Genomic DNA, 13,995 nt, shown 5'->3' with positions numbered 1-13,995 from the left:
TAAATATTGTGCGCAAAAAAAATAATTCTATGAATACGAACAAATACTTTACATCCATTTTCGCACTTATATTTCTTCTAATTAATAACGCGGGTCATCTATATTCACAGGAACTTTATCCTACAAATGCAATAATCAAAAAAAATCAGGACACATTATACAATGCTATGGATGGCGGTATGAATAGCCCTCAATTTGCACAATTTGATCTTAATAATGACGGTCTGGACGAACTCTTAATGTTTGACCGAGTTGGAAAAGTATTCAATGTGTACGAATATAATATTACTAAAAAAAGATACCAATATATGATAGATCCGCCTATTAAGTTTCCTAAACTGGAGGCATGGGTGGTTATGAAAGATTATAATGGCGATGGAATATTGGATATTCTTGCTTTACCAAATGAAGGACCTTTTGGATTCGGTGTTTGGAAAGGCCGAAAATCTGGCAATCTTACTGTTTTTGATCATCTAAACCTAAACCAAGGATTTTATAACTTGCTCTATTATCCTGGAAATAATGGCAAACTGCAAGTTTACTGCGCCAATACGGATATTCCATGCATGGATGACATAGATGGCGATGGCGACCTGGATATATTTACATTTAATGAAGGCGGCGCCTATCTGGAGTTTTACAAAAACATGTCTGCTGAAAAAGGCTTTGGTCGGGACTCACTCATTTTTGAAAAGAAAGACCTTTGTTATGGCAAGTTTTTTGAAAATAGTACAACTAATCAAATAAATCTAAGTAGCAATCCCAACTCATGTCCAAATTCCTTTGACGACAACCCGCTCGAAGTCAGACACTCCGGTTCTACTACACTCATAAAAGATATTGATAAAGATGGAATAAAAGATATTTTAATTGGAGACTTGTCATATAATAATGTGATATATTTAAGAAACACCGGGAGTAATTTACAAGCATTTATTACAGATACAGTTGAGCATTTCCCTCACAATCCACAACGCGTTAATTTGGGTCCTTTTCCGGCAGTATACGAACTGTATCTAGGAGAAGAGAGAACGGAGAGTCTTGTAGCTTCAAGCAATTTCGGAGGACTTGCTGATGAAAGACAATTAAACTGGTTATATACTTATGATCCAACAGCAGAAAATAACTTCAGATTGGATTCTAAGACATTCCTTCTCAATAACAATATCGATATGGGCCTTGATTTTAATCCGGCTTTTATGGATCTTGATGGAGATGGACTCAAGGACATGGTTGTTGGCAACAAACTTTTTGCGATTGAAAATTCTGCGACATATGCTTATCTCGCTTACTATAAAAATACAAGCACGCCAGGGAATATTTCATTTGAGTTAAAAGACAACGACTTTCTTAGCCGAAAGCAATTTGGTTCAGCACAGCATGGCTACAAGCCTACTTTTTGTGATATAGACAATAATGGATTTATCGATTTACTTATTGGTACGGAAAGAGGATTTTTACTTCATTATGAAAGTTCTACCCCATCGACTGAGGAGGCAAACTTTGTATTCAAATCTGATTCTTTCTTTCATGTAAAAGTACCTTCCAGGGCAGCTCCAACAGTTTATGATGTGGATCGGGACGGCTTATTAGACTTACTTATTGGAGATAAAAATGGCAATTTCACATTTTTCAAAAACATTGGTACTAGCACAGCTCCGAATTTTGTTGGTAATTTTCAGCTTGCACCAAATAAGTACAAATTTGGGAAATTCAGTACCAAGGGTGCAGGTGATACAGAAGGTGATGCCACTCCGGGAATATTGACAATAAATGGTAAGGACTTACTAGTATCAGGATCACAGAAAGGAAAGATTTTCCTGTTAAGTGAAATGAATGGAGATACTTCTATTGCACTTCAGGAATTGGATTCATGGTCAGATGAAATATATACAGGAAGGCAAAATGTTCCGGTATTTACAGATCTTGACAATGATGGATTTATTGACCTCGTAAACGGTAATATAAGAGGTGGGATGACCATATTCAACACTACGATAAGGACCGATGGAAGTGTGAAAACCAATGTTTTAGCACCACGGTTAAGCATTAATATTTATCCTAATCCAACAAAATTAAATTCAATCATTAATATTTCTTCAAACGAAAGTATAAGATACATTGACGTTTTTGATATGAATGGAAGAAAAATACTATCAATGAGAGACGAAAAGGGATTCATTTCATTAGACCTAAAAGACATACAAAGCAGCGGAATATATATAATCAGGTTAATTGATAATAAAGGTAATTTTAATACTCAGAAAGTAATATTAATAGAATAATAGGATACTAATTTATGACTGAATTAGTAATTGAATAATTTTAGTTCAAAGCAATGAAGATTAAAAATTATAAAATATAACTTTAGTAGAAATTACTCATTCATTTGAGGATATAGGAATACCACTTAATGGATAAACATTTAGCGCACAAGGCTGCTAAATTATTTTTTTACCACGACGGGATTGTAATAAGCTAATAAATCCTGCAAAATACTAAGTATAACGTCGTTTGATTAAAACATTTTAGTCAATTACGAATTTCAGCTCGGCATTTAACTGGAAGTTTTTGGTCTTCTTTATATTGGCATTATATATAATACCGAATGGAAATTCGTAATAGTCCAAATAAATTTGGACAAACGACTTTCAGCTCGGTATTATACGGCAAAATAATGGTAAATTATATAATTCCGTTTCGTATAACATAGAAAGGTAAGGAAATTCACATTTTGACTTAAAAGCAAAAAAAAAGCACACCAAAATTGATGTGCTTTTATGTTTTAAATGCTAAAACTACATTGAAGCATCTTTCACCGGAGCCGGAACAGTTGCTGAAGCTGAAGCCTTTTTAGAGCAACAAGCTCCCTTAGTAGCCTCACCTGCACAAGCCTTTCCTTTTACTTCACCTGCACAAGCCTTACCAGCCTCAGGAGTAGAGTTAACAAACTTAGCAGAAGCAACATCATAAGTTACGTCAGCATAGACTTTCTTACCTGCAGCGTCCTTAGTTTTTCTTTGGTAAGTAATCGTACCATCTTTTTCTTTCTTGCTTGTAATGGTTTTATCCATTTTAGCAGCTTTAGACATGTCTTCTGCAGAAACCATAGAAGTAGCGTTGCCTTTCTTAGCGCAACAAGCAGAACCAGTTTTAGCACATTGAGCATTTACGTTTGAAAAACCAAAAAATCCAACAAGTGCAATAACAAATAATAAACCTTTCATATTTAATTTAATTTTATTCATACTTAATTAACGGCAAATATATAATATTCTGTATTATCTTTGAAACATTATTGGCTATTTTAATACGATTTTAACTAAAAATATTTTTAGACGTTTTTTCAAAAATAATTTTCACAATCAAAATTCGTCCTCATAAATGTCAAGCAACACAATTTTATTACTTATAATATTTACATTCTTCAGCTGTAAATCAACTTTGCTCCCACCCGATCAGTACAAACAAGAACAATTAATATTTGGCTCAGGTGGTGGATTTTCGGGAGCTTATAATGAATACATGCTATTGGATGATGGTCGGCTTTATGAAAGAGGAAAAGATAAAACTTCATTGAACCAGCTCAAAGTAGTTAGTTCTAAGATTACAACACAAGTCTTTCAAAACATCAGGACCTTTGGCTTAGATAAGTATAAACACAATGAACCTCAGAATCTTTATTACTTTCTGGAATTTAAAACGCCAAAAGATTCTAATAAAATAGTTTGGTCCGGTATGCCTGTCAACGAGTTAGGTGCAGCAAATTCTATTTACAAATTATTAGTTGAACAAACTAAAACAGTAGAAAAATGAAAAATAAATTACTTATAATAATATTGATATTTTCCTTCAATATGGGCGTTTTTGCTCAAGAAGGCAAAGTTAAACCAGGTATAAGACCGGCCTCAAGTCCTGCGAATGTACATATTGATTATAGTAAGTTAAAAGGATCCTTGACACCGGGAAGAACTTTTGATATTCCTTTTTCTCCAAAAAATCTTGGATCAGTACTACCTTCTTCAAAAATGGCCTTTATTAAAGCATATAGTGATACTGGTCTACCATGCTGGATAGAAGGAGTATTGCTTTCCGAATCCGGCATTAATAGACAGGATAACAACGCAACTGCCTTTAACTTTATCAAATTAAATCAGTCTGTTCTTAAAATAGAAAACCCTCAGGAAGAATTCGTTCAGATAAGTAAATTACAGGATGGAGCACTGAATCATATAAAATATCAGCAGTATTATAAGGGAATTCAAGTTTGGAACAGTGAAATTAGTTTTCATCTAAAAGACGGTGTACCATATTTATTTAATGGTAGATTTATCCCAACACCTGCGGATGTTAACATTCTGCCATCTATTACCTTAGATGTAGCCACCAATATTGCAAAAAGTATTAGGCCAATACAACAATTTACTGAAGAGCAGTTGAAGTATATTGGGGAAGTGCCCATTTTCGGATCTCTTGTAATATATACACAAATCGAAAAATCTATAAAGGGTCAATTGGCTTACCACATTACTGCACATCCAAATCTTGTCAGCAGGTATGAATATTTTATCGATGCACATACAGGTAAACTAATAGATGAGATTAAATCATCTTGCGCTCTTGTTCATGATCACAAAGAGGATAATATCTCATATAAATTCAATTCAAATGAGCTACATGTCTCGTGGGAATTTTCAATGAATCCGCCATTGGATGGCGCAGCTACTGCCAATGCAATAGATTTGAACGGCACCTCAAGATTATTAAATACCTATCTAAAAAGTGGAAATTATTACCTCATAGATGCCAGCAGACCGATGTTTAACAGTCCGAATTCAATCCCTAATGACCCTAAGGGCGCCATCATGACTATCGATGCTGGTAATAAATCACCGGAAAATAATAATTTTTCTGCAAATCATGTCACCAGTGCCAATAATACTTGGTCTAGCAAAGTGGCCGTCAGCGCCCATTATAATGGTGGCATTGCATACGATTATTTCAGAACCAGATTTAACCGCAATTCTATAAATGGCTCAGGTGGAACAATAATCTCCATAGTAAATGTCACAGAATCCAATGGAAGCGGCATGGATAATGCTTTCTGGAATGGTTCAGCAATGTATTATGGTAACGGAAATACAGGATTCAAACCATTGGCCGGTGCGCTTGATGTGGCAGGTCATGAAATGTCTCATGGTGTTATTCAGGCTACAGCTAATCTGACTTACCAAGGTGAGTCAGGAGCTATGAACGAATCATTTGCTGATGTATTTGGTGTTTTGATAGATAGAGATGACTACAAATTGGGAGAAGATGTCGTTAAACTCGGAGAATTTCCTAGTGGTGCTTTAAGAGATATGTCCGATCCACACAATGGAGGTAATAGTTTGAATGATGGCGGTTACCAGCCAAGTCACATGAATGAAAAGTATACTGGCAGCCAGGACAATGGTGGCGTGCATATTAATAGTGGCATACTGAATTTTGCATTTTTTAAAGTCGCCACCAGGCTTGGGAAAGACGATGCTGAAAAACTATATTATGCAGCACTTTCTAAATACCTTACCAAGTCTTCACAATTTATCGATTGCCGAAATGCGGTGATTCAGGCAGGTAAAGATCTATATGGAAATAACTCACCAAATATCGCTCAAATTGAAAATTCATTCTCAGAAGTAGGTATAGGTTCCGGTGGAGGCACTACGCAACCTCCTGATTATGGCACCAATCCTGGGGAAGATTTTGTAATATTCGCAACTAGTGACCTTTCCACATTGGGATTATATCAAGTTAGTAATGGCAATATTATAGACCTTCAGGCACCTAATGGCGTTAAAAGCAAGCCCAGTGTTTCTGATGACGGCTCCTCAGTAGTGTTTATAGGTGCTGACGACAATATGTATTCCATCACATTTGACTGGGCGCAAGGTCAGTATAACTTTGGCTTACTTGATGATCAGAATGCTTGGAGAAATGTGGTAATATCGAAAGATGGCAACAGGCTTGCTGCTTTGTTAGACAGTGAGGAACCCTATATATATGTATTCGACCTACTGTCACAAACGAATGAATCATTTAAGCTTTACAACCCAACTACGGGTAGTGGAGGAATTTTTACAGACAATGTGGATTATGCTGATGCAATGGAATTCGATCACACAGGCGAATATCTGATGTATGATGCTTTAAGTAGTTTATTTTTTGCCGGGACAGAATATTGGGATATTGCATTCATAAATGTTTGGAATAATAGTTCCAAAAATTATGGTAATGGAGAAATTGAAAAGTTATTTACTTCATTGCCAGATGGTGTAAGTGTTGGAAATCCGGTTTTTTCTAAAAACTCACCAAACATCATCGCCTTTGATTATATTGAAGATGGCACTCCGGAAATAAACCAATTGTGGGGAGCAAATATTGAAACCGGCAATATTGGGGTTATTTATGAGAATAATACTTTGGCCTACCCTTGCTTTTCAAAAGATGATAAATACGTCATCTTTAACTCGATCAACAATGGTGAAGAAGTAATTGGAGTTCAGCAATTAACATCAAGTAAGATCAATCCAACAGGATCGGCTAGTTTGTTGATCGGAGATTCTTACTGGGGTGCATGGTTTGGCACGGGTGAAAGAGTAATAAATAGTAATTTTGGTCTTAAAGTTTTAAAAGATAAGATCAATGTATATCCAAATCCAGCTAAAAATGAAATCACACTTAACTGGTCAACAAAAAATAATTTTAGCGGAATCATAAAGGTACTTGATATAAAAGGAAATGTCCTTACTACCAAGAGTATTGAGTTGAAAGAAGGCGAAAATAGCGAGTCAATCAGACTCGACAATTTACCAGCAGGCGCTTATTTTATTGAAGCTCAAAGAGGTCAACTCAAGAAAACCGTTAAATTCATGAAAAATTAAATTCCATATTTAATTAATTGGCCCTTTCCTGTCTTCAGATGGGAAAGGGTTTTTTATTATTATTCATGTCTGAACAAAATACTGAAGTAAATAAAAAATTGAAAATCCTTGTCGTAAGATTTAGTTCTATTGGCGATATTGTGCTTACAACACCTGTGATTAGGACATGTGCACTTCAAATAAATGCGGAGATTCATTACTTGACAAAACCGGGATTTAAAAGTTTATTGGAAGGTAATCCTTATATAAGTAAAATTTGGACATTGGATGATGATTTCAATAATTTAACTGATCAATTAAAAGCAGAGAGATTCGACTATGTCATTGATCTTCACAAGAATATTAGGTCGCTAAAGTTGTGTTTTAATCTTGGTGTAAAAAGATATACCTACAATAAAACAATCTGGGAAAAATTTCTAATTGTCAATTTCAAAATCGATATACTACCTAAACTTCATGTGGTGGACAGGTATATAGAAGCAGTAAAAAAATTAGGAGTAATTAACGATGATAAAGGTCTCGACTTTTTTATAGATCCAAGCACAGATATAAGCGGTATTAAACCATTTGGACCATATAGCGTGGCTGTCATCGGTGCAACACATTTTACAAAAAGGCTTCCTATTCAAAAATGGGTAGAGCTAATAAATAATAATATTACAACTCAATTTGTCCTACTGGGTGGACCTGGTGAAAAGGAAGCTGCAAATATTATTATAGCTCAATGTGGCAAAAATGTAATCAACCTAGCGGGACTTACCTCTTTGCAGCAGTCAGCTTTACTCATTTCAGAAGCTGAAATTATTATAACCAATGATACAGGTATGTTGCACATTGCTGCAGCCTTGAAAAAACCAATAATCTCACTTTGGGGAGGAACCTTGAAAGAATATGGATTCTGGCCATATTATCCTGATGGAATAGATCTGAATACAAATTTTGAAGTTAAAGATCTAGGCTGCAGACCATGTTCAAAATTTGGTAGAAATGATTGTCCCAAAGGTCATTTTAAATGTATGAATGACTTAGATGTAAATAAAATAGACTTATAAATGAAAATATAACTCAAGGTGAAAAGCAATCTTAATAAAGAAAAAATACTAAATGCTCTTCCATCAAGAATATTTGTAACAGGAATCGGCACCGGGATTGGAAAGACTATTGTTTCAGGGTATTTGTGTGGGAATTTCGGCTATGATTATTGGAAACCAATTCAATCCGGAGATTTAGAAAACTCTGATAGTATTTTTATAACCAACAATGTTACAGAAGTTAAAATTTGGCCTGAAAGGTATAAGCTAACCAAGCCAATGTCTCCACATGCAGCTGCTGAAATAGATGAGGTTGAAATCAACCTTATAGATTTCGAATTACCTAAATCAAATAATTTGCTGGTAGAAGGCGCCGGTGGACTCATGGTGCCACTAAATGATCAAGATCTGATGATTGATCTTATTCAATACCTGCGATTACCAGTCGTACTGGTTATAAGAGATTACCTAGGATGTATCAACCACACAATATTAAGCTACGAAATTCTTAAGCAAAGAAAGATTGAAATATGCTGTGTTGTCTTTAATGGAAACTTTACTCCATCGACACTCTCTTATTTTGAAAATATCTTTTCTGAAGTTCTTCAATTACACTTGCCGGAATTGATTCAATAAATTTAACCTATTTTTGATCAACTCAAAAAATAGAATTATGGATCTTACAGGACCAATCTGGTATCCTTATACTCAGATGCAAACTGCACGAGAGCCGCTGAAAATAGTTAGCGGAGAGGGTGTTTATATTAAGGACGATCAAGGAGTCGATTATATTGATGCCATCTCATCATGGTGGGTTAATATTCACGGTCATGCTAATCCCGCTATCGCTAAAGCTATCAGCGAACAGGCATTAATACTTGAACAGGTAATATTCGCCGGCTGCACTCATGAACCGGCAATTAAACTCGCTAATGAATTATTGAGAAAGTGTAATATGCCGAATGGAAAGGTTTATTACTCTGACAATGGCTCTACAGCTGTTGAAATTGCCGTCAAGATGGCCATTCAATATTTTTACAATTCAGACAAGCCAAGAACAAAGATCTTAACGTGGGAAAATGATTTTCATGGTGAAACTTTTGGCGCAATGTCTGTCAGTGATCAAGGAGGTTTAAATGCTGCTTTTACTGATCTTATGTTTGAAACAATAAAGATACCTATTCCAAAAAAACCTGATGATGAGGAAACTTTTGATAAAATTTCAAAAATCGCCGCTGGTAATGATATTGCAGCATTCATTTTCGAACCATTAGTACAGGGAGCTGGAGGTATGGTCATATATGATGCCGAAATATTAGAAAAGACTATTTCAATAGTAAAAAAGAGTGGAGCAATAATAATCGCAGATGAAGTAATGACTTGTTTTTACAGGACAGGAACTTTTCTTGCAACAGATCAGATAAACACGAAACCAGATATCTTGTGTCTAGCAAAAGGATTGACAGGCGGATTTCTACCGCTATCTGTTACAGTCTGCAATGACATGATCTTTCAGGGTTTTCTTTCACAGGAGAAAAAGAAAGCATTGTTTCATGGACATAGCTATACAGCAAATCCTTTGGGCTGTGTCGCCGCGTTGGCTTCAATCTCTTTGACTGAAGAGCCGTCATTTATAGAAAATCTTGAAAAGATAAAAACTATACTTAGAGCTAAAAGTCTAAGTTACCAAACCTCCTACCCTATCCTCAATGCGAGATATTGTGGCACTATATTTGCCATTGATATTCCAACAAAAGATGAAGGATATTTTAGTACGCAGTTCAATGAAATAAATGAATATTTTCTTGAAAGAAATGTTTTCTTAAGACCTCTGGGTAACGTATTATACATCATGCCACCTTTAGTCATTTCTAGCGAAGAATTGCATTACATATTCCAAAAGATAGATGATTTCATAAAAACGATAATTGAGATGTAGTTTCTTATTAGTTATTGACTCAAGTTTGGTTTTTTTTTTTTCCCCCCCCACCCCCCCCCTCCCCCGACCACCTTTTTTTAAATTAAAAATACTAAAAAAGAAAATTTGACTATCGAAACTTGAGTTATTGATTCATTGGTTACCAATTAATTAACATTTGTTTTTTATATAATTATAATATAGACAGCTTTTCTCCGTTTATAACGTATTATTAAGTCAATAAAAATAAATCATGAAAAAATTGTGCTCCTTTGTTTTATTATTTCTTGTTATCACGTCCTCAATCATCGCAGAAACGCCCATTAAATCTAAAATAGAACAGGTAGTCGTTTTCAGAGGAGGAGCGCAGATCAAAAGAACTGGTAAAGTCGCCTTAAAAGCTGGTTCAAACACCATTGTCTTCGGAAATCTTCCGGCTGGTTATGATGAATCCAGCATCCAAATCAAATCAAATGCTAAAGCCGAGATTATTTCTATCACTTTTAGAAAAAACTTTGAGGATGATTTCGAGTCTAATCCAACTTATAAGACATGGAAGGATCAACTTGAAACAATAATCAGAAAAAAAGATAATGAAACGCTCATTTATGAAACATGGAAGGAAGAAGAAAGTCTATTAATAAGTAATAAAAAAGTGAGTGGGGAAAACAGCGGTCTATCAAGCGAACAACTCACCAAAGTGGCAGACTTATACAGAACAAGGTTACTTTTAGTTAAGCAACAAGCATTAGAAAGTCGAAGAAAACTCAATGATTACGATAAAGAAATTAATAAAATCCAATCAACTATCAATGAATGGACCGGCAAAAATAAAACAATCAATAATGGCGAGATCGTGATAGATGTAATGTCCAAAAATGCTATTGAAGACGTATTTGAAGTATCTTACATCGATAATAGAGCATCCTGGACTTCTAGTTTTGACTTGCGCTTAGAGAGTCTTAAACAACCATTGAATCTTATATCAAAAGGAAAGATCACACAATCCACCGGTGAGAATTGGGATGATGTGAAAATAACACTATCATCCGGGGATCCCAGGAGAAATATGCAATTACCGGAAATAAAACCATGGTTTTTGTACTATTATGTTGAACAATACAATCAAACAAAATTAGGAGCTTACAACAATGCAGCTCAACTTAGAGGTTCAAAAGATGCTGCTAGCAATTATTATGCAGAAGGTGCAGTTAAATCTGAGTTAGATGATGTGGTCAGTAGAGAAAATATAGCTTTTATGGAATATGCCATTCCTAATAGAATGGATATTCCTTCTGACAGCAAACCACACGAAGTAAAAATGAATGAGATTTCACTTGATGCAAAATACGATTATATTGCATCTCCTAAATTAGATACAAAGGTCTATCTTCAAGCGAGTATCTCAGATTGGAGTCAGAATAATTTTAGTTCTGGCGAAGTCAAATTATATTTCGAGGGTACCTATGTCGGTAATACTTACCTGGATGCAGCAGCAGTGGAAGACACCATGAAAATATCTCTGGGCCCTGATATCGCGCTTTCAACAAAGAGAGAAAAATTGAAGGATTTTAAGAAAACAACATTTTTATCTTCCAAGAAACAACTCCAATCAGGTTATGAAATTACTATAAAAAATAATAAACCAGGTCCTGTGGAAATGACTATCTATGATCAAATTCCATTGACTTCTGACAGTCAAATGGAGATTGAAGCTGAAGATTTAAGTGGTGGTAAGTTGAACAAAGAAACAGGAATAGTTGAATGGAAAATCAGTCTAAAACCGGGAGAACAGATCAAGAAGCGTATTATTTACAATGTAAAAATTCCGAAAGACAAAAAAATAAGTTTATAGTTGTCAGTGCTTTATGACATTAATTTCGCCAACAATCAAAAAGTTAAATTAGTGGATAAAAGTAAGCTTATTCCGATTACTAATTACTAATTACTGATTACTAATTACTGATTACTGATTACTAATTACTGATCACTGACCACTAATTAATTAATTTAGAGAAATAACACAAGCCAGTTTTAGCATCTGGCTTGTGTTTTGAATTAATAACCTGAGGGTCACTTGTGACCAAAACTAATAATATAAAAAGTAAGAACATTTATCTATAAATGATGGCTTAAAACTTAAATTCGTAAAATAAATTTATCCCTATCATTTGATATTTTTCATCTATCGTTGATGCATTATTGGCGAAATTATTTGGATTTATATTCGCACGCAATGCTAGACCCAACATATTATGCTCGTTGATAAATCTACCTACTTGAATCTGAGCTAAATACGATATCCCCACTTTGCTTTTATATAGGCCGGCATTGTTGACCAGCCCAAATTCATTCGGCGTAGTCATCACAAATCCAGTTTGTTTCGACGACATATTAAAATTAATTCCTGCCTCTACAGCCCATGAGAAGTAGTCATAATTTTTCTGATATCCAACTACTATTGGTATACTCCATAAGTGATGGTAATAATGCCTAACTTCCTTTCTAGTTACTTTAGTATCAGTGATTATAGGGCCTCTTATCACAGTCAATGTATCTCCATTTTGTGATTCTGTGATAGAGATAATACCGATTGTTGTGTCTTTCCTAACAAAACTTAGGTCCAAATCCATTCTACGTGTGATCCTTCCATAATTCAAACCACTTTTAAAATACCATGGAATAGCTTTCCATCCGACTTTCCCATAAAGAGCCGCTTGAATGCCTTCCAAAGTAGTTTCATTCTTCTTACGAATATCCAATACTTCACTTGCCACAGACCCACTGCTGCCGAAAGTAGTCAGAGGATAGAAATAACCTATTTCTGGAATTAATGAATATCTAATGGGTTTCTTGGTTTTAAAACTTGGACATTTTACACCTGGAAGTAAATTACTTTGAGGCTCTAAATCATTATTTGTTAATATTAATATCGATGAAGCACTAGGTAAAGTACTTAATTCCAGTAGAGATACTTTTGAATTTTGACCAAATTCATTATCTAAATCAGTGGAAACTATAGATAAATCTTCATTTGCTCCTTTCAATATTTGAGACCCGGAGTTATTTGCCTCTATCTTTTTAAATTCATCATTTACTGAATTAGAATAAAGATCTGATGAGGTACTTTTAGTCTTTATATTATCAGAGTTAATTGGTATTTTATTAGAGTATTTGATTTTTGCAATAACACCGTCATTATTACTCGCCTTACCGCCTATCGATGGGGAAATTTCATTTGATATTACTTTTGAAATCAATGCAGTATTTTCTGCTGCTTTTACACCTTTATCTTGATCATTAATGGCTTTAAGATTTATAGCGTTCTCACGAGAAGGCAAAGAATGATTATTTGAATCATATTCAATATATGCGAAATATCCACCGATTGAAGTCAACAAAAAAGCAGCACCTGCCAAAAACCAAAGAGGGATCGGGCGACTTCTTTTTTTCTTGCCAAAGAAGTCGGATACAAATTGGTTTGTGTCTATATTTATTTCCTGGTCATGCAACTTTTGCTGCATACTTTTTTCTAATTCTTTATAATTCATAATAATGCAATTCTGGCATTAAAAATAGTCTTGTTGTGATTGTCTTCCATATTATTGATCAGTTCTATTAATTTCATTCTTGCCCTGGTGAGTAAAGACCTGGACGAGCTCTCAGTTATGTTCAATGTTGTACATATTTCTTTATGACTAAAACCTTCTATAGCAAACATATTAAATACAATAAACTGGCTTTCTGATAGTTGATTACACAAGTCCATAATAGCTTCCACAGATAATTTGCTATAAACATCAGGTATGTATGAATGGTCATTAAAATTGATCTCCTTATCTTCTACGAAATTCAACTTGAAAAATTTCTGGTTGATTTTCAAACAATTATTTACTGCAATTTTCCTTGCCCATGCCATGAATTCTGATTCACCATTGTAGGTATGGATATATTTAAAAATATTAATAAAGGTTTCCTGAAGCGCATCTTTAGCCAGATCCTTATCGCGACAATATCTCATACAAATAGCTAAAAGCTTTGGTGCAAACATATGCACCAAAAGCTCTTGACTAGATTGCTGTTGTTGAAGACAGCCTTGGAGAATATTGTCTAAATTCACCCC

At 34.7% G+C, this 13,995-nt stretch carries 10 protein-coding genes; 7 read left to right on the top strand and 3 right to left on the bottom strand.

Annotated elements, in window-relative coordinates; translation table 11 throughout:
* Window positions 1-29 precede the first annotated feature (29 nt).
* Window positions 30-2,285, top strand: coding sequence for a T9SS type A sorting domain-containing protein (locus IPI15_RS04345; protein ID WP_287419318.1), 2,256 nt, complete (start codon window positions 30-32; stop codon window positions 2,283-2,285).
* A 513-nt stretch (window positions 2,286-2,798) separates the two neighbouring features.
* On the opposite strand, the gene IPI15_RS04340 is transcribed toward IPI15_RS04345, so the two are convergent.
* A complete protein-coding gene (locus IPI15_RS04340) occupies window positions 2,799-3,227 on the bottom strand; it encodes a hypothetical protein (protein ID WP_287400977.1) in 429 nt (142 codons plus the stop codon).
* Window positions 3,228-3,384: 157 nt separating this feature from the next.
* Here IPI15_RS04340 and IPI15_RS04335 point away from each other — a divergent pair, with 157 nt between their 5' ends.
* The 6 genes from IPI15_RS04335 (at window position 3,385) to IPI15_RS04310 (ending at window position 11,727) form a co-directional block, all read left to right on the top strand.
* The gene (locus tag IPI15_RS04335; RefSeq protein WP_287400976.1) at window positions 3,385-3,816 is read left to right on the top strand and encodes a hypothetical protein; all 432 of its coding nucleotides are present in this window, start codon (window positions 3,385-3,387) and stop codon (window positions 3,814-3,816) included.
* A complete protein-coding gene (locus tag IPI15_RS04330; RefSeq protein WP_287419316.1) occupies window positions 3,813-6,923 on the top strand; it encodes a M4 family metallopeptidase in 3,111 nt (1,036 codons plus the stop codon). The genes IPI15_RS04335 and IPI15_RS04330 overlap by 4 nt, the downstream gene beginning before the upstream one ends.
* A gap of 65 nt (window positions 6,924-6,988) precedes the next feature.
* On the top strand, window positions 6,989-7,975 hold the full coding sequence (locus IPI15_RS04325; RefSeq protein ID WP_287419315.1) for a glycosyltransferase family 9 protein: 987 nt from the start codon (window positions 6,989-6,991) through the stop codon (window positions 7,973-7,975).
* An 18-nt stretch (window positions 7,976-7,993) separates the two neighbouring features.
* Entirely contained in the window at window positions 7,994-8,590 is a 597-nt protein-coding gene (gene bioD / locus IPI15_RS04320) for a dethiobiotin synthase (protein WP_287400972.1), read from the top strand.
* A 37-nt stretch (window positions 8,591-8,627) separates the two neighbouring features.
* Window positions 8,628-9,893, top strand: a complete 1,266-nt coding sequence (gene bioA, locus IPI15_RS04315) for an adenosylmethionine--8-amino-7-oxononanoate transaminase (protein ID WP_287419314.1) — start codon at window positions 8,628-8,630, stop codon at window positions 9,891-9,893.
* Window positions 9,894-10,125: 232 nt separating this feature from the next.
* A complete protein-coding gene (locus IPI15_RS04310) occupies window positions 10,126-11,727 on the top strand; it encodes a DUF4139 domain-containing protein (protein ID WP_287419313.1) in 1,602 nt (533 codons plus the stop codon).
* Window positions 11,728-12,004: 277 nt separating this feature from the next.
* On the opposite strand, the gene IPI15_RS04305 is transcribed toward IPI15_RS04310, so the two are convergent.
* On the bottom strand, window positions 12,005-13,423 hold the full coding sequence (locus IPI15_RS04305; RefSeq protein ID WP_287400966.1) for a hypothetical protein: 1,419 nt from the start codon (window positions 13,421-13,423) through the stop codon (window positions 12,005-12,007).
* On the bottom strand, window positions 13,420-13,992 hold the full coding sequence (locus IPI15_RS04300) for an RNA polymerase sigma factor (RefSeq protein WP_287400965.1): 573 nt from the start codon (window positions 13,990-13,992) through the stop codon (window positions 13,420-13,422). The genes IPI15_RS04305 and IPI15_RS04300 overlap by 4 nt, the downstream gene beginning before the upstream one ends.
* Window positions 13,993-13,995: the final 3 nt, after the last annotated feature.

It is taken from the genome of Candidatus Brachybacter algidus (assembly GCF_016707225.1).
GTDB classification, from domain to species: Bacteria; Bacteroidota; Bacteroidia; order Chitinophagales; family Saprospiraceae; genus Parvibacillus; species Parvibacillus algidus.
This window is presented reverse-complemented; position numbering and strand designations above follow the sequence as displayed.

Coding starts and splice junctions, on each gene's coding strand:
- IPI15_RS04345 (WP_287419318.1), top strand. CDS start 30: ATGAATACGAACAAATACTTTACATCCATTTTCGCACTTATATTTCTT.
- IPI15_RS04340 (WP_287400977.1), bottom strand. CDS start 3,227: ATGAAAGGTTTATTATTTGTTATTGCACTTGTTGGATTTTTTGGTTTT.
- IPI15_RS04335 (WP_287400976.1), top strand. CDS start 3,385: ATGTCAAGCAACACAATTTTATTACTTATAATATTTACATTCTTCAGC.
- IPI15_RS04330 (WP_287419316.1), top strand. CDS start 3,813: ATGAAAAATAAATTACTTATAATAATATTGATATTTTCCTTCAATATG.
- IPI15_RS04325 (WP_287419315.1), top strand. CDS start 6,989: ATGTCTGAACAAAATACTGAAGTAAATAAAAAATTGAAAATCCTTGTC.
- bioA (WP_287419314.1), top strand. CDS start 8,628: ATGGATCTTACAGGACCAATCTGGTATCCTTATACTCAGATGCAAACT.
- IPI15_RS04310 (WP_287419313.1), top strand. CDS start 10,126: ATGAAAAAATTGTGCTCCTTTGTTTTATTATTTCTTGTTATCACGTCC.
- IPI15_RS04305 (WP_287400966.1), bottom strand. CDS start 13,423: ATGAATTATAAAGAATTAGAAAAAAGTATGCAGCAAAAGTTGCATGAC.